The sequence below is a fragment of the Salmonella sp. SAL04196 genome (assembly GCF_046550835.1).
Classification (GTDB): Bacteria; Pseudomonadota; Gammaproteobacteria; order Enterobacterales; family Enterobacteriaceae; genus Salmonella; species Salmonella enterica.
Genome location: NZ_JBGDXE010000001.1, coordinates 1113250 through 1135391, shown reverse-complemented (window position 1 = coordinate 1135391; position 22142 = coordinate 1113250). Strand labels below are relative to the sequence as shown.

The 22142-nt window shown below is 53.3% G+C and carries 21 protein-coding genes; 13 read left to right on the top strand and 8 right to left on the bottom strand.

What is annotated here, in order from left to right; genetic code table 11:
• Nucleotides 1-201: 201 nt before the first annotated feature.
• Nucleotides 202-3405, bottom strand: a complete 3204-nt coding sequence (rne, locus tag ACLJPE_RS05860) for a ribonuclease E (RefSeq protein ID WP_000827447.1) — start codon at nucleotides 3403-3405, stop codon at nucleotides 202-204.
• Nucleotides 3406-3978: 573 nt separating this feature from the next.
• Between rne and rluC the strand changes: the two genes are divergently transcribed.
• Nucleotides 3979-4932, top strand: coding sequence for a 23S rRNA pseudouridine(955/2504/2580) synthase RluC (rluC, locus tag ACLJPE_RS05855; protein WP_000846310.1), 954 nt, complete (start codon nucleotides 3979-3981; stop codon nucleotides 4930-4932).
• Between the two features lie 82 nt (nucleotides 4933-5014).
• Here rluC and ACLJPE_RS05850 read toward each other — a convergent pair whose 3' ends face one another.
• Complete coding sequence (locus tag ACLJPE_RS05850; protein WP_001137609.1) at nucleotides 5015-5599, bottom strand: Maf family protein; 585 nt, start codon at nucleotides 5597-5599, stop codon at nucleotides 5015-5017.
• Nucleotides 5600-5796: 197 nt separating this feature from the next.
• On the opposite strand from ACLJPE_RS05850, the gene yceD reads away from it, so the two are divergent.
• The 8 genes from yceD (at nucleotide 5797) to fabF (ending at nucleotide 12200) form a co-directional block, all read left to right on the top strand.
• The gene (gene yceD, locus ACLJPE_RS05845; protein WP_001174492.1) at nucleotides 5797-6318 is read left to right on the top strand and encodes a 23S rRNA accumulation protein YceD; all 522 of its coding nucleotides are present in this window, start codon (nucleotides 5797-5799) and stop codon (nucleotides 6316-6318) included.
• A 51-nt stretch (nucleotides 6319-6369) separates the two neighbouring features.
• Entirely contained in the window at nucleotides 6370-6543 is a 174-nt protein-coding gene (gene rpmF / locus ACLJPE_RS05840) for a 50S ribosomal protein L32 (RefSeq protein WP_000290727.1), read from the top strand.
• 133 nt (nucleotides 6544-6676) lie between these two features.
• Nucleotides 6677-7756: a phosphate acyltransferase PlsX gene (gene plsX, locus ACLJPE_RS05835; RefSeq protein ID WP_001518286.1), complete on the top strand. Its 1080-nt coding sequence runs from the start codon at nucleotides 6677-6679 to the stop codon at nucleotides 7754-7756.
• A gap of 79 nt (nucleotides 7757-7835) precedes the next feature.
• Entirely contained in the window at nucleotides 7836-8789 is a 954-nt protein-coding gene (gene fabH, locus ACLJPE_RS05830) for a beta-ketoacyl-ACP synthase III (protein WP_000288148.1), read from the top strand.
• 15 nt (nucleotides 8790-8804) lie between these two features.
• Nucleotides 8805-9734, top strand: a complete 930-nt coding sequence (fabD, locus tag ACLJPE_RS05825; protein ID WP_000191343.1) for an ACP S-malonyltransferase — start codon at nucleotides 8805-8807, stop codon at nucleotides 9732-9734.
• Between the two features lie 12 nt (nucleotides 9735-9746).
• A complete protein-coding gene (gene fabG, locus ACLJPE_RS05820) occupies nucleotides 9747-10481 on the top strand; it encodes a 3-oxoacyl-ACP reductase FabG (RefSeq protein ID WP_000007236.1) in 735 nt (244 codons plus the stop codon).
• Between the two features lie 155 nt (nucleotides 10482-10636).
• On the top strand, nucleotides 10637-10873 hold the full coding sequence (gene acpP / locus ACLJPE_RS05815; protein WP_000103754.1) for an acyl carrier protein: 237 nt from the start codon (nucleotides 10637-10639) through the stop codon (nucleotides 10871-10873).
• Nucleotides 10874-10958: 85 nt separating this feature from the next.
• Nucleotides 10959-12200, top strand: coding sequence for a beta-ketoacyl-ACP synthase II (gene fabF / locus ACLJPE_RS05810; RefSeq protein WP_000044666.1), 1242 nt, complete (start codon nucleotides 10959-10961; stop codon nucleotides 12198-12200).
• Nucleotides 12201-12270: 70 nt separating this feature from the next.
• Here the strand turns inward: fabF and ACLJPE_RS05805 are convergent, their stop codons facing one another.
• The 6 genes from ACLJPE_RS05805 to ACLJPE_RS05780 form a co-directional block, all read right to left on the bottom strand.
• Nucleotides 12271-12795, bottom strand: coding sequence for a fimbrial protein (locus tag ACLJPE_RS05805; RefSeq protein WP_000068580.1), 525 nt, complete (start codon nucleotides 12793-12795; stop codon nucleotides 12271-12273).
• 14 nt (nucleotides 12796-12809) lie between these two features.
• Nucleotides 12810-13331: a fimbrial protein gene (locus ACLJPE_RS05800; protein WP_012513009.1), complete on the bottom strand. Its 522-nt coding sequence runs from the start codon at nucleotides 13329-13331 to the stop codon at nucleotides 12810-12812.
• 12 nt (nucleotides 13332-13343) lie between these two features.
• Nucleotides 13344-14342: a fimbrial protein gene (locus ACLJPE_RS05795; RefSeq protein WP_000754357.1), complete on the bottom strand. Its 999-nt coding sequence runs from the start codon at nucleotides 14340-14342 to the stop codon at nucleotides 13344-13346.
• Nucleotides 14343-14379: 37 nt separating this feature from the next.
• On the bottom strand, nucleotides 14380-16935 hold the full coding sequence (locus tag ACLJPE_RS05790) for a fimbria/pilus outer membrane usher protein (RefSeq protein WP_039513131.1): 2556 nt from the start codon (nucleotides 16933-16935) through the stop codon (nucleotides 14380-14382).
• A gap of 23 nt (nucleotides 16936-16958) precedes the next feature.
• Entirely contained in the window at nucleotides 16959-17636 is a 678-nt protein-coding gene (locus tag ACLJPE_RS05785; RefSeq protein WP_001046274.1) for a molecular chaperone, read from the bottom strand.
• Between the two features lie 75 nt (nucleotides 17637-17711).
• Complete coding sequence (locus tag ACLJPE_RS05780) at nucleotides 17712-18254, bottom strand: fimbrial protein (protein WP_000676517.1); 543 nt, start codon at nucleotides 18252-18254, stop codon at nucleotides 17712-17714.
• 414 nt (nucleotides 18255-18668) lie between these two features.
• Here ACLJPE_RS05780 and pabC point away from each other — a divergent pair, with 414 nt between their 5' ends.
• The 4 genes from pabC to holB are packed head-to-tail and all read left to right on the top strand — an operon-like array spanning nucleotide 18669 to nucleotide 22135.
• The gene (pabC, locus tag ACLJPE_RS05775) at nucleotides 18669-19478 is read left to right on the top strand and encodes an aminodeoxychorismate lyase (RefSeq protein ID WP_023226011.1); all 810 of its coding nucleotides are present in this window, start codon (nucleotides 18669-18671) and stop codon (nucleotides 19476-19478) included.
• A gap of 2 nt (nucleotides 19479-19480) precedes the next feature.
• The gene (gene yceG, locus ACLJPE_RS05770) at nucleotides 19481-20503 is read left to right on the top strand and encodes a cell division protein YceG (RefSeq protein ID WP_000736471.1); all 1023 of its coding nucleotides are present in this window, start codon (nucleotides 19481-19483) and stop codon (nucleotides 20501-20503) included.
• The gene (gene tmk, locus ACLJPE_RS05765; protein ID WP_000535395.1) at nucleotides 20493-21134 is read left to right on the top strand and encodes a dTMP kinase; all 642 of its coding nucleotides are present in this window, start codon (nucleotides 20493-20495) and stop codon (nucleotides 21132-21134) included. Before yceG ends, tmk begins: the two co-directional genes overlap by 11 nt.
• The gene (gene holB, locus ACLJPE_RS05760) at nucleotides 21131-22135 is read left to right on the top strand and encodes a DNA polymerase III subunit delta' (RefSeq protein WP_000872450.1); all 1005 of its coding nucleotides are present in this window, start codon (nucleotides 21131-21133) and stop codon (nucleotides 22133-22135) included. Before tmk ends, holB begins: the two co-directional genes overlap by 4 nt.
• Nucleotides 22136-22142 lie beyond the last annotated feature (7 nt).

Sequence of the window (22142 nt, the reverse complement as noted above, 5' to 3'; positions counted from 1 at the left end):
CCACCCCGGCGCGGGCATTTTTTTAGTCGTCATTGAGTTAGTGGTCATATTGTCGCGCCCGTAGCGACGCCATCCGTACGTATTATCCCGCCCGATCTCATAAACGCCTGGAGTGACTAAAAGACGCCATGGGGTGAAGCATCGCCCTGTAAGGGGCATAAAAAAGCCGACCTGGCGGTCGGCTTTGTATCAGCATTTACATCATTCTACCGGCTGTGGGCGTGTCGCCGGGGCGCTGGCGACACGTGTGGCGCTGTGTCCGCCTGCTGCGCCTTTACCTTCAAAGTGGAAGGAAGGACGCTGCCAGTCGCTATGGTGCGGGGTTTCCGGCACATATTCCGGCGCTGGCGCACGCGTCATCGGCGCGCTGGCGTGGTTGTGATCGTCAACACAGACAACGTCCTGCGGCTTTTCCACCACCTGGGCCGGTGCGATAACGGTTTCTTCTGCCGTGTGCTCCACAACAGCCGCTTCCGCTTTTGTCTCTTCTTCTGGCTCGACAACGACAACATCAGCTACGTTTTCAGCCACCGTAATGGACGCGTCGGCGGTTTCTGCTACCGGTTCGGCGTCAGCAATAACCTCTTGCGCCACCGGCGTATCGCTTTCGGCAATCAGTTGCGGCTGTTCATCAACCGGCGCGGCAATCACTTCCGGATGCGTTGTCTCGACCTCGACGACTTCCGGCACCTGTGGTTCGGCGACAGTCTGCGGCTCAACGGCAACGTTTTCTACCGCCTGTACCGACGCTTGTGGTTCTAACGCTACGGTCGCAGCGATAACCTGCGGTTCAGCGACAACCGGTTGTGGCAGCGCCAGATCTGCTTCACGCTGCTCTTCAACAACCTGCGTTTCCTGAGGACGGACAATCGGGTAGCGGATCCAGACTTTACCGGACGCCATTTCCGGCGACGCGCAGGCGACGGTTAACGGCATCGGCGATTGTGTCGGGTAGCGCTCGTCACGATAGCGACGACGACGCTGACCGCTAACGCGCAGGTGGCGCGGAGAACGGCGGGAGCGACGCGGCATACCAGTATTATCGCGAGGTTCTACGCTATCATCCTGCTCCGGCGCGATATCGGCAATGACAGGTAAATCAACTTTCGCCAATTCGGTACGCGGCGCTGGAACGGGCTGTTCAACGTTTTCAACCGGGCGTGGTTCGTCGACGACGACTGGCGTATCAACCGTTTCAACCACTGCGCTGTTGGTAAAGCGGACTTTCTGATTAAGCTGACGCTGCTTGCGGCGCGGCTGAACCTGCTGAACGCGTTCTTCCTGCTCGGTCTCCTGGACAGGCAGTTCTTCGCGGTTAAGCGCTTTTACTTCCTGCTGCGCCTGGCGTTTGTCATCATTGCGGCGGCGGCTGCGTTCGCGACGCGGCGTCTGTTGCTGCTCATCGCCGGTTTTCACTTTTTCCGCCGTTTCCTGCTGGCGGGTATCGCGCGCTTCCGCATTTTGCTGCTGCGCCTGGCGACGGTTACGACGATTATCGTCGCGGCTCTCGCCGCCGTCACGTCCGGCACGGTTATCACGGGTGTCGCGGCGTTCGTTACGATCGCGACGGTTGTTCTGCCGTGGCTTGCGACGATCCTGCTGACGCTCCGCTTTTTCTTCCGCTTTCGGCGCGGCTGTTTCGACGGCTTTCGTTTCTTCACCGCTGAACAGTTGTTTCAGCGCGTTTAGGAAGCGGCTAAACAGACCCGGCTGGGCAGGCTGCGCGGCGGCAACATTATCCTTTTTCGCCGTGGCGACGCTAACCGCCGGTTCGACAGGCGTCGGCGCCGGAGGCACATCTGGCATAGCGAATGTCGCCAGCGCAGGCTGTTCCGGGCGTTTACGCTCGGCGTACTCTTCTTCAGAAGGCAGCGCCATCGCTTCTTCGTGCAGCTTCGGCAGCATGTAGCTCAGGGTCGGCGTTTCTTCCCCTTTGCGTACGCGCAGCACGGAATAGTGCGGCGTTTCCATCTGATCGTTCGGGACGATGACACAGCGGACGCCATCCTGACGCGTCTCAATAGCGTTAACTGCCGTCCGTTTTTCGTTAAGCAGATAAGAGGCGATCGGCACCGGAACAATGGCATGGACTTCCTGCGTATTCTCTTTCAGCGCTTCTTCTTCAATCAGGCGCAGAATGGACAGCGACAGAGATTCGTTATCGCGCACGGTGCCGGTACCGCTACAGCGCGGACACACGTGATGACTGGATTCGCCCAGCGACGGGCTCAGGCGCTGACGCGACATTTCGAGCAGGCCGAAGCGGGAAATATGGCTAATCTGAATACGCGCCCGGTCCTGACGCACCGCTTCACGCAGACGGTTTTCTACCGCGCGCTGGTGACGTACCGGCGTCATATCGATAAAGTCGATAACGATCAGGCCGCCCAGGTCGCGCAGACGCAACTGGCGGGCAATCTCATCGGCCGCTTCCAGGTTGGTATTAAACGCCGTTTCTTCGATATCGCCGCCGCGAGTCGCGCGGGCGGAGTTGATATCGATGGCGGTTAACGCTTCGGTACTGTCAATGACGATGGAGCCGCCGGAGGGCAGGCGCACTTCACGCTGGAACGCTGACTCGATCTGCGATTCGATCTGGTAATGGCTGAACAACGGGATTTCACCGGTGTACAGCTTAATTTTGCTGCTAAAATCCGGGCGGCCCAACGCGGCGATATGCTGACGCGCCATTTCCATCACTTTGGGATTGTCGATCAGGATTTCACCGATATCCTGACGCAAATAGTCGCGAAACGCGCGTACGATGACGTTGCTTTCCTGATGGATCAGGAACGGCGCGGGACGGCTTTCAGCGGCTTTCTGAATGGCTTCCCAGTGTTTCAGGCGGAAGCTTAAATCCCACTGCAACGCTTCGGCGGATTTACCCACGCCTGCGGTACGCACGATAAGCCCCATTCCTTCAGGAAGTTCCAGGCTGGCCAGCGCTTCTTTTAACTCGGTACGATCGTCGCCTTCAATGCGACGGGAAATACCACCCGCGCGCGGGTTATTCGGCATCAGCACCAGGTAGCTGCCCGCCAGACTGATAAAGGTGGTTAACGCCGCGCCTTTGTTGCCGCGCTCTTCTTTATCGATTTGAACAATGACTTCCTGGCCTTCGCGTAACACGTCTTTAATGTTCGGGCGACCATGAGCGCTGTAGTTAGCGGGGAAATATTCGCGGGCAATTTCTTTTAACGGGAGGAAACCGTGGCGTTCTGCGCCGTAATCAACAAAAGCCGCTTCCAGGCTCGGTTCAATACGGGTAATTTTGCCTTTGTAGATGTTCGCTTTTTTCTGCTCGTGTCCGGGGCTTTCTATATCCAGATCGTACAGACGCTGCCCATCTACAAGGGCGACGCGCAACTCTTCCTGCTGAGTCGCGTTGATTAACATTCTTTTCATCGTAACTTACTCATTATTCTTACGTTGACGACTAAGCTGCGGGCATGGTGACGCCTTACCGGGCATGAACCGATGGCCTCGTGACTATTTCGCGTCGCCAACCTCACGGTTATCGTCAGCTCAAAGAGGCGCAGAGTGTCGGTTGCCTGTATTTCATACGGAAACACAGCGCAATTATCAGGGAAGCAGCCTGGGCATTACTCTCCAGAGAAGATCCTATCTACCGGTAAGGACTGCAACCCGCAGCCCGCTAACTGTCTGAAAAATCAATACGTCTTACGCCATTGCTGCGTTGATGATCGGTCAGACAAAATGGGTTATTCCGCTAAACTTTTTGTTTTAACAAGTTTCGGTGCGGAAACCGCATCATTATTCCACTGCTAACCTTGTTATAGCAAGATGACTTTTACCATTTATCACCCGCTTACTCACAGTTTTTTCACCAGCGCGAGCCAATCGCTTTAATAACCAGCAAAACCGCAGTGAAAAATGTTCATCCACTGGCGTAGACGTCTCTATAAGCATAGAAAAATGTGTGGCGCGAATCTCACAGGCTATTTAGAATCGCCCCCCATGAAAACAGAAACGCCATCCGTAAAAATTGTTGCCATCGCCGCTGACGAAGCGGGGCAACGCATTGATAACTTTTTGCGCACCCAACTGAAAGGGGTACCAAAAAGTATGATTTATCGCATCTTGCGTAAAGGCGAGGTGCGGGTGAACAAAAAACGCATTAAACCGGAATACAAACTGGAAGCGGGCGATGAAGTCCGCATTCCGCCGGTTCGCGTTGCTGAACGCGAAGAAGAGGCCGTGTCGCCGCATTTGCAAAAAGTGGCGGCCTTGGCGGACGTCATTTTGTATGAAGACGACCATATTCTGGTGCTGAATAAGCCTTCCGGCACCGCCGTACACGGCGGGAGCGGGTTAAGTTTTGGCGTCATCGAAGGGCTGCGGGCGTTGCGTCCGGAAGCGCGATTCCTGGAACTGGTGCATCGTCTTGACCGCGATACCTCCGGCGTGCTATTGGTGGCGAAAAAACGCTCCGCGCTGCGTTCGCTGCATGAGCAACTGCGCGAAAAGGGAATGCAGAAAGATTATCTGGCGCTGGTGCGCGGCCAGTGGCAATCGCACGTTAAAACCGTACAGGCGCCATTATTAAAGAACATTCTGCAAAGCGGCGAACGCATTGTTCGCGTGAGCCAGGAAGGCAAACCGTCAGAAACGCGCTTCAAGGTGGAAGAGCGCTATGCCTTCGCCACGCTGGTGCGCTGTAGCCCGGTCACGGGCCGTACGCATCAGATTCGCGTACATACCCAATATGCCGGTCACCCTATTGCGTTCGACGATCGCTACGGCGACCGTGAGTTTGATAAGCAACTGGCGGATACGGGGTTGAACCGACTTTTCCTGCACGCAGCAGCGTTGAAATTTACCCATCCGGGAACGGGTGAAGTGATGCGTATTGAAGCGCCGATGGATAAGCAATTGAAGCGCTGCCTTGAGGTATTACGTAGTAAAGCCTGATGCGCGTTGCTTATCAGGCCTACAATCGTGTGATGCACCGTAGGCCTGATAAGACGCATCGCGTCGCCATCAGGCAGATTAATCAGGCATTCAGCGGGTTCATCTCTTCCCGCCGCAGCATTTGACACAACGCGATCAGCGGCAAACCGATCAAGGTATTTGGGTCACGACCTTCCAGGCGTTCAAATAATGCAATGCCTAAACCTTCGCTTTTAAAACTTCCCGCGCAATGCAGCGGATGCTCTTTACGGACATAGTCGTCTATTTCCGCTTCGCTTAAATGGCGAAAATGAACGTCAAAAGGCTCCACTTCGGTTTGTAAGTGCCCGGAGGCGGAGTTATACAGCGCCAGTCCGGTATAAAACGTCACAATATTTCCGCTGGCTTTGGCTAATTGCTGACGCGCTTTTTCTTCCGTCAGCGGTTTGCCGGTGATTTCGCCGTCCAGAACACCAATTTGGTCGGAGCCAATAATCAAATGATTCGGGAAACGCGCGGCGAGCGATTGCGCCTTCGCCTGCGCCAGCCGCAACACCAATTGGCGCGGCGCTTCGCCCGGCATGGGGGTTTCATCAACATCCGGCGCGGCGCATTCGAAAGGAATCGTCAGCTTTTCCAGCAGCGCGCGACGCCAGGGAGAGGTAGACGCAAGGATGAGACGGGGCATATTTTTTCCCTCAGATATAGCGTAATGATGAGAGCCATCTTAAACTATGCTCTTCGGTCTTCAAGCCTGTCATACTGACTCGTCTTGAGCGAAAATAAGTCTGTAACCCGCAATGTGTGCGAATTATTGGCAAAAGGCAACCGCAGGCTGCCTTTTTCTTTGACTATATGACGTTACGAAGTTAATATGCGCGCCCTATGCAAAAGGTAAAATTACCCCTGACTCTTGATCCGGTTCGTACCGCTCAAAAACGCCTTGATTACCAGGGTATCTATACCCCCGATCAGGTTGAGCGCGTTGCCGAGTCTGTAGTCAGTGTGGACAGTGATGTGGAATGCTCCATGTCGTTCGCTATCGATAACCAGCGTCTCGCCGTTTTAACCGGCGATGCGGTCGTTACGGTGTCGCTCGAATGCCAGCGTTGCGGGAAACCGTTTACCCATCAGGTTCACACAACGTATTGTTTTAGCCCTGTCCGTTCCGACGAGCAGGCTGAAGCACTGCCGGAAGCGTATGAGCCGATTGAGGTAAACGAATTCGGCGAAATCGATCTGCTGGCGACGGTTGAAGATGAAATCATCCTCGCCTTGCCGGTAGTTCCGGTGCATGATTCTGAACACTGTGAAGTGTCCGAGGCGGACATGGTCTTTGGCGAACTGCCTGATGAAGCGCAAAAGCCAAACCCATTTGCCGTATTAGCCAGCTTAAAGCGTAAGTAATAGGTCTTCCCCGCGGACGCAGGGATAAACCGTAATTGAGGAGTAAGGTCCATGGCCGTACAACAGAATAAACCAACCCGTTCCAAACGTGGCATGCGTCGTTCCCATGACGCTCTGACCGCAGTCACCAGCCTGTCTGTAGACAAAACTTCTGGTGAAAAACACCTGCGTCACCACATCACTGCCGACGGTTACTACCGCGGCCGTAAGGTCATCGCTAAGTAATCGCGCGATACTCGATGCCTTTTGCATCACAGGCGTGCCTGTGGTGTAAAAGCCGAAGAGTACAAGCGTGATAAAGCTTAGTGAGGATTTCTCCGCGTAAGCGGAGAACACCGAACCAGGCAGCGACGATACCTTGACACGTCTAACCCTGGCGTTAGATGTCATGGGGGGCGATTTTGGTCCTTCCGTGACGGTGCCTGCAGCATTGCAGGCACTGAACGCTAATTCGCAGCTCACTCTTCTTTTAGTCGGGAATCCCGATATTATCACGCCATTACTTGCCAAAGCTGACTTTGAACAACGTTCGCGTCTGCAGATTATCCCTGCACAGTCAGTTATTGCCAGTGATGCCCGGCCTTCGCAGGCGATCCGCGCCAGTCGCGGGACATCCATGCGTGTGGCCCTGGAGCTTGTGAAAGAAGGCCGAGCCGAAGCTTGCGTTAGCGCTGGTAATACCGGGGCGCTGATGGGGCTGGCGAAATTATTGCTCAAGCCTCTTGAGGGGATTGAGCGTCCGGCGTTGGTGACGGTATTACCGCACCAGCAAAAGGGCAAAACGGTAGTGCTTGATTTGGGGGCCAACGTCGACTGCGACAGTACCATGCTGGTGCAGTTTGCCGTGATGGGCGCCGTTTTGGCGGAAGAGGTCGTCGGGATCAAAAATCCCCGCGTGGCGCTACTCAATATCGGGGAAGAAGAAACCAAAGGCCTCGACAGTATTCGTGAAGCCTCTTTAATGTTAAAAACAGTTCCAACCATCAATTACATCGGCTACCTTGAGGCGAATGAGTTACTGACGGGAAAAACCGATGTACTGGTGTGTGACGGCTTTACAGGCAATGTCACACTTAAAACGATGGAGGGGGTTGTCAGAATGTTCCTTTCACTGCTGAAATCACAGGGCGAAGGGAAAAAACGGTCGTGGTGGCTGCTGTTATTAAAACGTTGGTTACAAAAAAGCCTGACGAGGCGATTCAGTCACCTCAACCCCGACCAGTATAATGGCGCCTGTCTGTTAGGATTGCGCGGCACGGTGATAAAAAGTCATGGTGCGGCCAATCAGCGAGCATTTGCAGTCGCGATTGAACAGGCAGTGCAGGCGGTGCAGCGACAAGTTCCTCAGCGAATTGCCGCTCGCCTGGAATCTGTATACCCAGCCGGATTTGAACCGCTGGACGATGGCAAAGGCGTAAACCTGCGGGCGCACAGATAATATCGCTGTCTCCCCGGCGCCGCCAGCGTGCCAGACGTTTACAGGTAACGGTATATAACCGAAAAGTGACTGAGCGTACATGTATACGAAGATTATTGGTACTGGCAGCTATCTGCCCGAACAAGTGCGGACTAACGCCGATCTGGAAAAAATGGTTGAGACCTCTGACGAGTGGATTGTCACTCGTACAGGTATTCGTGAACGCCATATCGCCGCGCCGAATGAAACTGTCGCGACGATGGGCTTTACCGCTGCGAATCGCGCGATTGAGATGGCGGGGATCGATAAAGACCAAATTGGCTTGATTGTGGTGGCTACCACATCAGCAACGCATGCATTTCCAAGCGCGGCATGTCAGATTCAAAGTATGCTCGGTATTAAAGGTTGCCCGGCGTTTGATGTCGCGGCAGCGTGCGCAGGTTTCACCTACGCGTTAAGCATCGCCGACCAGTACGTTAAATCCGGCGCGGTTAAACACGCGCTGGTGGTCGGTTCCGATGTATTAGCCCGCACTTGCGATCCTGGCGATCGCGGTACGATCATTATTTTCGGCGATGGCGCAGGCGCGGCCGTACTGAGCGCTTCTGAAGAACCGGGTATTATCTCCACTCATCTTCATGCCGATGGCCGTTACGGTGAATTACTGACCCTGCCGAATGCCGATCGCGTAAATCCGGATAACCCGATTTACCTGACGATGGCGGGCAATGAAGTCTTTAAAGTGGCGGTCACTGAACTGGCGCATATTGTCGATGAGACGCTGGCGGCTAATAACCTGGATCGCTCAGAACTCGATTGGCTGGTGCCGCATCAGGCTAACCTACGTATCATTAGCGCGACAGCGAAAAAACTCGGCATGTCGATGGACAATGTCGTCGTCACGCTGGACAGGCACGGCAATACCTCCGCGGCTTCTGTGCCGTGCGCGCTGGATGAAGCCGTGCGTGACGGGCGAATTAAAGCCGGTCAGCTGGTATTGCTTGAAGCCTTCGGGGGTGGATTCACCTGGGGCTCCGCGCTGATTCGTTTCTAGTATAAGGATTTAAACATGACGCAATTTGCATTTGTGTTCCCCGGTCAGGGTTCTCAGAGCGTTGGGATGTTGGCCGAGATGGCGGCAAATTACCCTATCGTAGAAGAAACGTTTGCTGAAGCTTCTGCGGCTCTGGGATATGATCTGTGGGCGCTCACCCAGCAAGGTCCAGCGGAAGAACTGAATAAAACCTGGCAGACGCAGCCGGCGTTATTAACCGCTTCCGTCGCGCTTTGGCGCGTTTGGCAGCAGCAGGGCGGTAAAATGCCTGCGTTAATGGCAGGTCACAGCCTGGGCGAATATTCCGCGCTGGTTTGCGCTGGCGTCATCAACTTTGCTGATGCCGTTCGTCTGGTGGAAATGCGCGGTAAATTCATGCAGGAAGCGGTTCCGGAAGGTACTGGCGGCATGTCTGCGATCATCGGTCTGGATGATGCCTCTATTGCTAAAGCCTGTGAAGAATCTGCCGAAGGGCAGGTTGTTTCGCCGGTTAACTTTAACTCGCCGGGACAGGTGGTTATCGCCGGGCATAAAGAGGCAGTAGAACGCGCGGGCGCAGCCTGTAAAGCCGCTGGCGCGAAACGCGCGCTGCCGCTGCCGGTGAGCGTACCGTCGCACTGCGCGCTGATGAAACCAGCGGCAGATAAGCTGGCGGTTGAATTAGCCAAAATTACCTTTAGCGCGCCAACGGTGCCGGTAGTAAACAACGTTGACGTGAAATGTGAAACCGATGCCGCCGCTATCCGCGATGCGCTGGTTCGCCAGTTGTACAATCCGGTACAGTGGACGAAGAGCGTGGAATTTATCGCGGCGCAGGGCGTTGAACATCTTTATGAAGTGGGTCCAGGTAAAGTCCTCACTGGTCTGACGAAACGTATTGTCGACACCCTGACAGCGTCGGCGCTGAACGAGCCGGCGGCGCTGTCTGCGGCACTTACGCAATAAAAGAGGAAAACCATGAGCTTTGAAGGAAAGATTGCGCTGGTGACTGGTGCAAGCCGTGGCATAGGCCGCGCAATTGCAGAGACTCTCGTTGCCCGCGGCGCGAAAGTTATCGGGACTGCGACCAGTGAAAATGGTGCGAAGAACATTAGCGACTATTTAGGTGCTAACGGGAAAGGTTTGATGTTGAATGTGACCGATCCTGCATCTATTGAATCTGTTCTGGAAAATATTCGCGCAGAATTTGGTGAAGTGGATATCCTGGTTAATAATGCCGGTATCACTCGTGATAATCTGTTGATGCGAATGAAAGATGATGAGTGGAACGATATTATCGAAACCAATTTATCATCCGTTTTCCGCCTGTCAAAAGCGGTAATGCGCGCTATGATGAAAAAGCGTTGTGGTCGCATTATCACTATTGGTTCTGTGGTTGGTACCATGGGAAATGCAGGTCAGGCAAACTACGCTGCGGCGAAAGCGGGCCTGATCGGTTTCAGTAAATCACTGGCGCGTGAAGTTGCGTCCCGTGGTATTACTGTCAATGTTGTGGCTCCGGGTTTTATTGAAACGGACATGACGCGTGCGCTGTCTGACGATCAGCGTGCGGGTATCCTGGCGCAGGTGCCTGCGGGTCGCCTCGGCGGCGCTCAGGAAATCGCCAGTGCGGTTGCATTTTTAGCCTCTGACGAAGCGAGTTACATCACTGGTGAGACTCTGCACGTCAACGGCGGAATGTACATGGTTTAATCACGATTGAAAAATATTTGCGTTATTAGGGCGAAAGGCCGCAAAATAACGTAAAATCGTGGTAAGACCTGCCGGGATTTAGTTGCAAATTTTTCAACATTTTATACACTACGAAAACCATCGCGAAAGCGAGTTTTGATAGGAAATTTAAGAGTATGAGCACTATCGAAGAACGCGTTAAGAAAATTATCGGCGAACAGCTGGGCGTTAAGCAGGAAGAAGTAACCAACAATGCTTCTTTCGTTGAAGACCTGGGCGCAGATTCTCTTGACACCGTTGAGCTGGTAATGGCTCTGGAAGAAGAGTTTGATACTGAGATTCCGGACGAAGAAGCTGAGAAAATCACCACCGTTCAGGCTGCCATTGATTACATCAACGGCCACCAGGCGTAAGTGAACATCTCCAGGCGGTCATTCGACCGCCTGAGTTTTATCTTTTTGTCCCACTAGAATCATTTTCCCTCCCTGGAGGACAACCGTGTCTAAGCGTCGTGTAGTTGTGACCGGACTGGGCATGTTGTCTCCTGTCGGCAATACCGTAGAGTCTACCTGGAAAGCTCTCCTTGCCGGTCAGAGTGGCATCAGCCTGATCGACCATTTCGATACTAGCGCCTATGCAACGAAATTTGCTGGCTTAGTAAAGGATTTTAACTGTGATGACATTATCTCGCGCAAAGAACAGCGCAAGATGGATGCCTTCATTCAATATGGAATTGTCGCTGGCGTACAGGCCATGCAGGATTCTGGCCTTGAAGTGACGGAAGAGAACGCAAGCCGTATTGGCGCCGCTATCGGCTCCGGTATCGGTGGTCTCGGTCTGATCGAAGAAAACCACAGTTCGCTGGTAAAAGGCGGACCGCGTAAGATTAGCCCGTTCTTTGTCCCGTCGACGATTGTTAACATGGTAGCAGGCCATCTGACTATCATGTATGGCCTGCGTGGGCCAAGCATCTCTATTGCGACTGCCTGTACTTCAGGCGTGCATAACATCGGCCATGCCGCGCGTATCATCGCCTATGGCGATGCGGACGCGATGGTGGCAGGTGGCGCAGAAAAAGCCAGTACGCCGCTGGGCGTAGGTGGTTTTGGCGCAGCGCGCGCGCTGTCGACCCGCAACGATAACCCACAGGCGGCGAGCCGTCCGTGGGATAAAGAACGCGATGGTTTTGTACTGGGCGACGGTGCCGGTATGTTGGTGCTTGAAGAGTACGAACATGCAAAAGCGCGTGGTGCGAAAATCTATGCTGAAATCGTCGGCTTTGGTATGAGCAGCGATGCTTACCATATGACGTCGCCGCCGGAAAATGGCGCAGGCGCTGCGCTGGCGATGGTTAACGCGTTGCGTGATGCCGCGATTGAGCCTGCTCAGATTGGCTACGTCAACGCACACGGCACGTCGACGCCTGCCGGCGACAAAGCTGAGACGCAGGCGGTTAAGTCAGTCTTTGGCGATGCCGCAAGCCGAGTGATGGTGAGCTCGACCAAATCGATGACCGGCCATCTGTTGGGCGCCGCAGGCGCAGTAGAGTCTATTTTCTCTATTCTGGCGCTGCGCGATCAGGCCATTCCGCCAACCATTAATCTGGATAACCCGGATGAAGGTTGCGATCTGGACTTCGTGCCGCATGAAGCGCGCCAGGTCAGCGATCTGGAGTACGCTCTGTGTAACTCCTTTGGCTTTGGCGGTACTAACGGTTCGTTGATTTTCAAACGTATCTAGTCAGTACTGTTATGAATAAAAAAGCGGAGCGCCTGGCGCTCCGCTTTTTTATGTATTCTTGATCTGAAGGCTACTGGTACGTAAAGTTCAGTTGAACGACAGTCTTGAATTCCCCTGGCGTTACGCGACCCGTCGGTGTGTACATGCGCGCAGAGAGCGGGAAAACGGCCCGGTGGTCATTGCCGTTCACTTTCACGGCCAGCGTATCCGCCGGTGAGATTTCCGTCTGATGATCGCGGGTCATAATTTCCAGTGCCATACCGGTAGCGCTGCCCTGGCTGTTAGCGAATTTGGTGGCATCGTCAGTGTCGGCATCACCGCTGAACAGGGCAGTCACCTGAGTAGTTGATGGCGGGCAGGAGGAGAGGGTCAGTTCAAAATCCTGCCACTCACTGGTATCGCCCACCTTAAGGTAATCAACGGCGCGTGCCTGCTGGAACGTGACCGTCTGTTCCTTTGTGCCCGTATCCACGATGCAGGCAGAAGCAATTACTATACCGCTCAGGTTAATATCGGTTGCCTGCACGGAATAAATACTGCTTACCGCCCATAGACAGGCCAACGCGGGGAGCAGTTTATTTATCTGTTGCGCCATTGTCCCGTCCTGGATTACTGGTAGGTGAAGGTTGCCTGTACTTGGCCCTCGATGGTGCCTGGCATCACGAGGCCTGTTGCCACTGCACGGGAGCGCAGTTTCAGGTCATAGGCATGCGTGTCGGATGGGATTGCGATGTCCTTCAGAGCAGCGCCATTTTTATAGGCGTGCTCGCTTTTGTCATCCGTTAACTCAAGCTTCAGGTTGGTGGCAGTGCCGGTATTTTTGTAGAAGTCTGTATCCGTGTCGGCGGTGCCAGCAAAGGCTACGCTAAATGAGGTGGTGGAGGCTGGGCAATCGGTGAGCGTCAATGTCTTTTCAACCCATGGGGTAGTGCTGCCACTTGTTTCTAGAGTATTGGCCTGAATCCCGGTCCCCAGATTAATAGCGAGAGACTCATCGCCGCCGTTAACCACACAAGGTGAGGCGATAACGGTACCGCTGATATCAATATTGACAGCCTGACTGGATGAGGAAAATAACCAACCAAGCGCAATGATGAATGCCACTGTCTTTTTCCTGTTTGTAACAATCATATATAATCCCTATTAGTTGTAAGTAACTTTAAGCTCAATGGCTGTTTTGACATTACCCGCAGTTACGCTTTCAGCATCATCTATAAAATAAGACACTTTAAAGTCAGGCAACACATAATCCCCGGAGCCGTTATAATTCTGGAGCGCGATCGCTGAATTAATTGTATGAGGCGTACCATCGGTATTCTGTATCTGCACATAAACATTTTTCGCGTAGGTATCACCCGTCACAGTATTAAGAACCCCATTGGCTTCGTCGTGGGCTCCATAGACTGCGGAAAAATTATAAGAGATACCATTGATGGCCCCCGGGCAGTTTGTGAGCGTTATCGTCGGCGCCTGAATACTATTTTGTGCGCCCGTTTTTAGGCTATTCCCATAAAGTGGGTTGAGTTTAATTTCTGTTGGTGCGTTAATTCCACAAGCCGTATACTTTGGCTGACTAGCCACACCAGAACGGGCCACGAAAGTCACATCTCCATATCCGCTATCCGCTGGGTTATGATAAGAAACAGTAACGCTTGGCACCTCAGTAATGGGGCCCGCCGGTAGTTCATCCGTTAAACGCACCAGCATGTAGCGAATAATTAGGTCGCCGGATGCGTTGACATTACTATCGACGTCTAAACGAAATGGAGCCGTATAATCTTTATCCGGGGTTACTACGCCCGCTGGGGTGTAAGTCATTTGATAGGCAATGCCTACACCCGGGTTATTGGTTTTATACACCGTTGCGTCATTAGTAGTCGTTCCCCCTGTCGGTTCGCCATTCACAGTAAAATCAATATAACCTTTTTGGCTGCTAGCTATTATTGGCAATTTCCAGTGTTCCCCCCAGTCGTCAAACCAGGTTGTCCCCCCGGCCGAACTCGGCATAGTAAAGGAGCTGAATTTATAAGGTAAAGTTGATGTATTCGCACTGCTTGTATTTATGATACCTGCAAGAGCATCAACGGACGTTATCAACGGGCACACAGATATTAACAACGCAAGGCCGACTGTTTTTTTCACGAATACGTTTTCCTTATGACGATTATGGTCATCGTTATTAACGACAAGATTCTTGCGTTTCCATCACACCATCAGTCGCATTCAATTCTGTTAAATTGAATGTTACGTGACAGGTGTCATTCGCTGTACGGCCCCACGTTACCTTTAAGGTTCCGCGTTCGGGCGCACCGGTAAGATAGACTTGCCCGTGGTCACCCACGATGAAGCTCTTATCCGCAGGTTGACCCTCTATCGTTGCCAGCGCTCCAAATGGCACTATCTCCGTAGGGGTACGTGACAAATTCATGAGTACCCTTTTACCGATACGGGTATCAAAATGTGCGCGTACAATTGCGCCGCGCGTGGGGGTAATCATCTGGCTGGTCAGGTCGACGTCAGCACCATCAGGCAGCGTTTCGGTATCCAGTGAGACGGCGGTTTCACGGTACGGCGTCACGTAAGGCACCACGGTGTAACCGCGGAAGTCGGTTTTTACACCCGTCTGGTTGCTTATCGTAACGCCATTCGCCCCGGGGGCTTCTACCAGTGCTGAGGTTTCGCCCAACGACTGGCTGAGCGTGACACCATGCGCGTGGGCGACAATGCCGCCTTCCATGCCGTAGTTAACGCGTTTCTGGTCGTTGTCATAGCTGTAGGCACCATTCATTCGTGCGTAGGTCCCCTGATAATCGAGGCTGGCGTAACCGCCATTCCCTTCGCCGTGATTCGTTTCGCTCTGCTGGAGACTCCAGTTCAGGTTATTGTCTTCTAATGCTGACCCGTTTAGCCCGACGGTATGGTTGGTATTGCCCCGTTTGCTGGTATTCAGGTTGTAAGTGGCGTAACTGTGACTTAACCAGCGGTCGAGCGGGATGTTTATGCTCAGTGAGAAGACCTGATCTTCATCGTAGATTTTGTCGCTATCGTCACTGTCGGTGGTATTGCGGTTATAGCTGTAATTGATGTTGTACGTCACGCCGCCCCAGCTATTACTGTAACCCACACCGAGAGAGCGCATCTTCCGGTCACTGTTCCAGTAATCTTCGCTAATAGCATTGAGCGACAGTGACCCCAGACTCGCCCCGATACTCTGGTTAAGCTGAAGTTCAGCACGGTTGCGGCGGCGGTCGTTATTATTTTGCGACTCGTCGTCACGCCAGGTATCCAGTACTTCCGGGAGAGTGTAATAACCTGATGTTGAATACCTATAACCGGAAATGGATATATTGGTGCCGGTTTCGAGAATATTTTTACTGTAACGGATGCGCCAGGACTGGCCGCTCTCTTTATCCTGATCTTTTTGCGTTGACCATGCCTGAGTGCCATCCACCGAGACGGCACCCAACTCGCCGAGGTTTTTTCCAAGCCCGGTGAGCAGGGACTTGTAGTGCTGTGAGAACTGGCCCCCGCCATATACCGTAAACCCGGCTGGCAGGCCATAAATCAGGGTGGCCTGGGTAAACATTTTTTTGTCAATATCGCTCTCATAGGGGCGATACTGGCCGCTGGTCACGCTGTACTTCAGCCGCCCTTCGCGCTGCAGAATAGGCAGAGAGGCGAAGGCCACCGTCTGATGCTGTTCGCTACCGTCGGCCTCTTTAATTGTGACGTCAAGATCGCCGCTGCTGCCGGTTGGGTACATATCGGTAATCTCAAATGCGCCCGGCGAAACATAGCTTTGATAAATGGTGTAACCATTCTGTTTGATAATTACCTGCGCGTTAGTACGGGCTATGCCGCGCACCACCGGCGCGTAGCCACGCAGGCTATCGGGCAACATATCATCGTCGGAGGCCAGCTGTGCGCCGCGGAACGGCACACTATCAAACAGCTCGGAGGGCGCGGTGCTGTCGCCGAATGTTAGCTGACTTTTCAGCGCGATAATATTGCGTTGGGCGTAGGTGTAGAGCGAATCCCAGCTTTCATTGGCGCTATCGCCGTTGACGTTGCGATTCCAGGTGCTGTAGTTGCGAATGCGCCAGGGGCCAATATTCAGGCCCGGACGCAGGCTCAGATAATAGCTGTCGGAGTCGGTCATATCGCCGCGGCGCGCTTCGGTGTTGGCGCCGGAAAAGCTATAGTTGAGCAGCAGGGCGTTAATGCCCTCATCGAGCCGTTCCGGGGCGACGTAGCCGCGGGCATGGCTGTCTACGGCGGCCTGCGGAATAGACAGCCGTAGCTGCTGGCGTTCAAAGGCGAACTCGGCGCTGGCCTGCGGGATCGCCGCCAGGTTAGCGCAGTCGCCGTGACCAGCAAGATTTGGAAACGCGTCGGTACGAATACCGAACTCGCGCAGCGAGTCAACGCTGAAGCAGGGCTGCAGAGTGGTGTTGCCTGCCGTATCTTTTTGCATAACAAAATTAACGTCATGCACGCCAGCGGACGATTTATTCACAATGACGTCAACGCGATAGGTGCCAGGCATTTGGCCGATGCCTTCTTCAAAAGCGGAAAGATCGGTAAGCTCTTTTCCCGGCCCGTCGATCCCCAGCAGCGCTGGGTTAAAATATTCGCGGGCAAACGCAGTGTTACCGTCTGGCAGTGCGCACTGCAGGGCGATAAAGCAGGCGATTCGACTGAGCGTCATTATTTTTTTGTATGCGTCTGCATTCATCCCGATATCCTTTCGGTGTGGTCTTACAGGCGTGTGTGGTGTTCAGACCCGATAGAGCCGAAATCGTTAATAAGTGTCCAGGTTACGTCGCCGCTGGCTTCGGCGGGCGCGGTAAAGCTGGCGGAACTCATCGGCGCGACATAGGTAGCGTCTTTCACGGTGCTGGTTCCTATCTTCACCGTGCTGAAGTTCATGTAGTAGGCTGTGGGATTGGTCACGGTAAGACGGTTACCGCTGTGCTGCCAGGTCAGCTTCGCGGTGACGTTTTCCGGTTGCTCCGTCAACGCCTGCGGACGGTAAATTAATTTAATGCGGGTTTTCACCGCAATTTGCAGAGTGTTAACGTTATCCTGCTTTTCCGTCGTCGATGGGATCGACTTAATATTCATCCAGTAGAGGGATTCACGATCTTCCGGCAGATTGCCGCCAGTACGGAGAATTCGCAGATTATTTTCCTGCCCTGCGCCTAAACGAAAAAGCGGCGGCGTGACCATAAACGGCGATTTATCGCTGCTTTTTTCCCCGGCGTCACTCCATGACTGAATGAGATAAGAAGATTGGTCCGGATTTTTAACGCTAATCGACGTTTCTTTTTTATCGCCGTTATAAATAATACGGGTTCCGCCGATAATAACACCGGCCTGTACGGTTGCCGTAGTGAATATAAGCGTGGCGGCAGTGAGTAAATTATATTTATTCATGGAGTATCTCCAAAGCAAAGCCGGGTCCATCCGGCTTTATTGGTTTACTGAAACGAGAGAATAAATTCCGCGCGATTAGTTGTAGGTCAGGGTAAAGTTAACGACGCCGTTGGCATCGCCGCCTGATACGCTATCTTCTGTCGCGATATAACGGGCGAAAAAGTCGAGGTTCGTTTCTTCTGCCGCATCGGAGGCAATGGTAACGGATTTAGACTCAGTACCCAGCGGCAGTTCGCTGGTATCGCTATTCAACAACTGGATAGCGACACCTTTAGCGACGCCGGTAGTACCGTAACCGGTAATTTGCAGATAGTCGTTATTCAGGGTGTCCGGCATACCGTCATATTTTACGGAAACCGGTTTCCCCAGCAGATCTGCAGGGCAGGCGGTTAATACCAATGAAAACTTGGTGGTTGCTGCCGTTGAGCCAGCGGCGGTAAACGCTGTTTTAGAGACCTCGCCCAGCTTGACATCCTGAGAGCTGGTAACACTGCCGTTAATTTTGCAACCTGCTTCGATGATTTTGCCGGTAAAATTAACCTGGCCATCCTGAGCCATTGCAGTCGAAGCAAGCCCCATTGCGGTGAATAATACGGCAGCGGCAAATTTTCCTTTCATTAAAAATGTCCTTTCATGGTCGACTCGATACGTAGATATTACTCAGCGCACGATAAATAGGCTTTGAGTAATAAATATATTAATTATGACTTTCTAATTGCAGTATTAAATATGATAGGGTAACGTCAGACGATACCCAATTACATTTTGACCATATGTGAAAGTTATGACTATAAATAATATCTAATTAATGCTTTTTGTTTTGCTAAATATATTCGCTAAATAAATTAATTTCGTCATTTAAGGTGCTGTGATTAATATTATTGCTATAATTTATTTGTTATGGTTGACATAAATATGCCTTTTCTTATTAAAATAAGGAAAACCTGATAAATAACGTGTTATCTTGCTGGCAAAGTCCTTGCGCGCAGGCCATTCCCCTGACACTCTGATGGGCGGTTATCTGGAGGATGAATGTATCTGATTAACGGCCAATCCACTGAACGACTCGCGGTGAATGACCGGGGGGTGCAGTTCGGAGACGGTTGCTTTACCACTGCGCGGATCGCGGCGGGGGAGATTGCCTTGTTTTCCCGTCATCTGGCTCGCCTGGAAGAAACGTGCTCTCGTTTGGCGATCCCCTTTAACGATTGGGATGTATTAGTAAAAGAGATGCGCTGCCTGGCACAACCGCATCGGGAAGGCGTGCTGAAAGTGATGATTACCCGCGGCGCAGGCGGACGCGGTTACAGCGCCGCCAGTTGTCAATTACCCACACGGATTCTTAGCGTGTCGCCTTACCCTGCCCACTACGCCCGCTGGAAAGACGAGGGCATCACTCTTACCCTTAGTCCCATACCGCTTGGGCGCAATCCTTATCTTGCCGGATTAAAACATCTGAACCGCCTCGAACAGGTGTTGATTCGCTCTCATCTTGAGCAGACGAACGCCGATGAGGCGCTGGTTCTTGACAGCGAGGGATGGGTTACGGAATGCTGTGCGGCTAATTTGTTCTGGCGTACAGGCGACATTGTTTTTACGCCGCGTCTGGATCAGGCCGGGGTGAACGGCATTATGCGACAATTTTGTTTACGCCAACTGGCGCAATCTCCTTTCCAGGTCCTTGAAGTTCAGGCGAGAGAGGAGGCGGTCAGGCAGGCGGATGAGGTTATCATCTGCAACGCGCTAATGCCGATTATTCCCATACGCGCCTATCACGGGACGTCGTATTCTTCGCGAACACTGTTTCAATTTTTAGCCCCATTTTGTGAGCATCCGAATTAGTTATGAAAAAATTGTCAGGCGTTTTCCTTCTGCTGTTGGTTGTGCTGGGTATTGCCGCGAGCGTGGGGATGTGGAAAGTTCGCCATCTGGCGAACAGCACGTTACTTATTAAAGACGAGACTATCTTTACGCTCAAGGCGGGAACGGGGCGGCTGGCGCTTGGCGACCAGCTTTATGATGAAAAAATCATTAATCGCCCCCGGGTATTTCAGTGGCTGCTGCGCGTGGAGCCTGAGTTATCGCACTTTAAAGCGGGAACTTACCGTTTTACGCCGGGGATGACCGTACGGGAGATGCTTGAGTTGCTGGAGAGCGGCAAAGAAGCGCAATTCCCGTTGCGGTTTGTGGAAGGGATGCGCCTTAGCGATTACCTGAAACAGCTACGAGAGGCGCCGTATATTCGCCATACATTGCCGGATGATGACTACGCCACTGTCGCTCAGGCATTAAAGCTTGCGCATCCTGAATGGGTAGAAGGGTGGTTCTGGCCCGATACCTGGATGTATACCGCCAACACCAGCGATGTCGCTATTCTCAAGCGAGCGCACCAAAAGATGGTGAAAACTGTCGATACTGTCTGGAAAGGCCGGGCCGAGGGGCTGCCTTATAAAGATCAGAACCAACTGGTGACAATGGCCTCGATTATTGAAAAAGAGACGGCTGTCGCCAGCGAACGCGATCAGGTGGCCTCAGTCTTTATTAATCGCCTGAGAATCGGTATGCGCCTTCAGACCGATCCCACCGTGATTTACGGGATGGGGACGAGTTATAATGGTAACTTGTCGCGTGCGGATCTGGAAAAGCCGACGGCTTATAACACGTATACCATAACCGGGCTGCCGCCAGGACCGATTGCATCGCCCAGCGAAGCGTCATTGCAGGCGGCGGCGCATCCGGCGAAAACGCCGTATCTCTATTTTGTGGCCGACGGTAAAGGCGGTCACACATTTAACACCAATCTTGCCAGCCATAATCGGTCAGTGCAGGAGTACCTGAAAGTGCTTAAGGAAAAAAATGGGCAGTAATTATATCGTCATCGAGGGCCTGGAAGGCGCCGGAAAAACCACTGCGCGCGACGTGGTGGTGGAGACCCTTGAGCAACTGGGTATTCGTAACATGATTTTTACCCGTGAGCCGGGCGGTACGCAGCTTGCCGAAAAACTAAGAAGTCTGGTGCTGGATATTCGAGCGGTAGGCGACGAAGTGATTACCGATAAAGCGGAAGTACTGATGTTTTATGCCGCTCGCGTACAGCTCGTCGAAACGGTAATCAAACCCGCGCTGGCGCAAGGCGTATGGGTGATCGGCGATCGACACGATCTCTCGACCCAGGCGTATCAGGGGGGAGGGCGCGGCATTGATCAAACCATGCTGGCGACACTACGCGATGCCGTGCTGGGCGATTTTCGCCCTGACCTGACGCTGTATCTGGATGTCACGCCGGAAGTCGGGCTAAAACGCGCCAGAGCGCGCGGCGATTTGGATCGCATTGAGCAGGAATCTTTTGATTTCTTTAACCGGACTCGCGCGCGCTATCTGGAACTGGCGGCGCAAGACTCGCGTATCCGCACCATTGACGCGACCCAGCCGCTGGATGCCGTCATGCGCGACATTCGCGCCACTGTGACGAAGTGGGTGCAGGAGCAAGCGGCATGAAATGGTATCCATGGTTACGGCCCGCCTATGAAAAACTGGTAGAAAGTTACCAGGCGGGACGTGGGCACCATGCGCTACTGATTCAGGCCTTACCTGGCATGGGCGACGAGGCGCTGTGCTATGCGCTGAGCCGTTATCTGTTATGCCAGCAGCCTGAGGGCCACAAAAGCTGTGGGCATTGCCGTGGTTGTCAGCTTATGCAGGCTGGCACGCATCCGGACTATTACACGCTGACGCCGGATAAAGGCAAAAGCAGTCTCGGCGTAGATGCGGTACGCGAGGTCAGCGAGAAATTGTACGAGCACTCCCGTCTGGGCGGTGCGAAGGTGGTGTGGATTGCGGATGCGGCGCTATTAACCGACGCCGCCGCCAATGCGTTGCTCAAAACGCTGGAAGAGCCGCCGGAGCAAACCTGGTTTTTCCTTGCCAGCCCGGAGCCTGCTCGTCTGTTGGCGACATTACGCAGCCGCTGCCGGCTGCATCATCTGGCGCCGCCGTCCGAATCGTATGCGATGTCATGGCTGTCGCGAGAAGTGACGGCGTCACAAGAAGCATTGCTCACGGCGCTACGCCTGAATGCGGGGTCGCCCGGCGCCGCGCTGGCGCTGTTGCAGTCTGAACGTTGGGCGCAGCGTGAGGCGCTGTGTCAGGCGTTAATGGACAGTTTACATACGGGCGACTGGTATGCGTTATTAACGGCGCTCAATCATGAGCAAGCCCCGGCGCGCCTGCACTGGCTGGCGACGCTGCTGGTTGATGCTCTTAAACGTCAGCACGGCGCGTCGTACCTGACAAACGTTGATGCGGACGCGGTTGTTGCCGCGCTGGCGGGGCCGCTATCCCCGGCGCGTATTCAGGCAATCCTGAACGATGTTTGCCATTGTCGTGATCAATTACTTCATGTGACCGGATTAAACCGCGAACTGGTATTAACCGATCTCATTCTCCGCATCGAGCATTACCTGCAACCAGGCACCTTGTTGCCTGTTCCTCATCTTTGAGAGAGAC

Excerpts from the sequence above, each read along its gene's own strand:
- fabD (WP_000191343.1), top strand. The coding sequence starts at position 8,805 with ATGACGCAATTTGCATTTGTGTTCCCCGGTCAGGGTTCTCAGAGCGTT.
- rpmF (WP_000290727.1), top strand. The coding sequence starts at position 6,370 with ATGGCCGTACAACAGAATAAACCAACCCGTTCCAAACGTGGCATGCGT.
- ACLJPE_RS05790 (WP_039513131.1), bottom strand. The coding sequence starts at position 16,935 with ATGAATGCAGACGCATACAAAAAAATAATGACGCTCAGTCGAATCGCC.
- ACLJPE_RS05805 (WP_000068580.1), bottom strand. The coding sequence starts at position 12,795 with ATGGCGCAACAGATAAATAAACTGCTCCCCGCGTTGGCCTGTCTATGG.
- acpP (WP_000103754.1), top strand. The coding sequence starts at position 10,637 with ATGAGCACTATCGAAGAACGCGTTAAGAAAATTATCGGCGAACAGCTG.
- holB (WP_000872450.1), top strand. The coding sequence starts at position 21,131 with ATGAAATGGTATCCATGGTTACGGCCCGCCTATGAAAAACTGGTAGAA.
- ACLJPE_RS05780 (WP_000676517.1), bottom strand. The coding sequence starts at position 18,254 with ATGAAAGGAAAATTTGCCGCTGCCGTATTATTCACCGCAATGGGGCTT.
- rne (WP_000827447.1), bottom strand. The coding sequence starts at position 3,405 with ATGAAAAGAATGTTAATCAACGCGACTCAGCAGGAAGAGTTGCGCGTC.
- yceG (WP_000736471.1), top strand. The coding sequence starts at position 19,481 with ATGAAAAAATTGTCAGGCGTTTTCCTTCTGCTGTTGGTTGTGCTGGGT.
- tmk (WP_000535395.1), top strand. The coding sequence starts at position 20,493 with ATGGGCAGTAATTATATCGTCATCGAGGGCCTGGAAGGCGCCGGAAAA.
- rluC (WP_000846310.1), top strand. The coding sequence starts at position 3,979 with ATGAAAACAGAAACGCCATCCGTAAAAATTGTTGCCATCGCCGCTGAC.
- yceD (WP_001174492.1), top strand. The coding sequence starts at position 5,797 with ATGCAAAAGGTAAAATTACCCCTGACTCTTGATCCGGTTCGTACCGCT.
- ACLJPE_RS05800 (WP_012513009.1), bottom strand. The coding sequence starts at position 13,331 with ATGATTGTTACAAACAGGAAAAAGACAGTGGCATTCATCATTGCGCTT.
- fabH (WP_000288148.1), top strand. The coding sequence starts at position 7,836 with ATGTATACGAAGATTATTGGTACTGGCAGCTATCTGCCCGAACAAGTG.
- ACLJPE_RS05850 (WP_001137609.1), bottom strand. The coding sequence starts at position 5,599 with ATGCCCCGTCTCATCCTTGCGTCTACCTCTCCCTGGCGTCGCGCGCTG.
- pabC (WP_023226011.1), top strand. The coding sequence starts at position 18,669 with ATGTATCTGATTAACGGCCAATCCACTGAACGACTCGCGGTGAATGAC.
- fabG (WP_000007236.1), top strand. The coding sequence starts at position 9,747 with ATGAGCTTTGAAGGAAAGATTGCGCTGGTGACTGGTGCAAGCCGTGGC.
- ACLJPE_RS05785 (WP_001046274.1), bottom strand. The coding sequence starts at position 17,636 with ATGAATAAATATAATTTACTCACTGCCGCCACGCTTATATTCACTACG.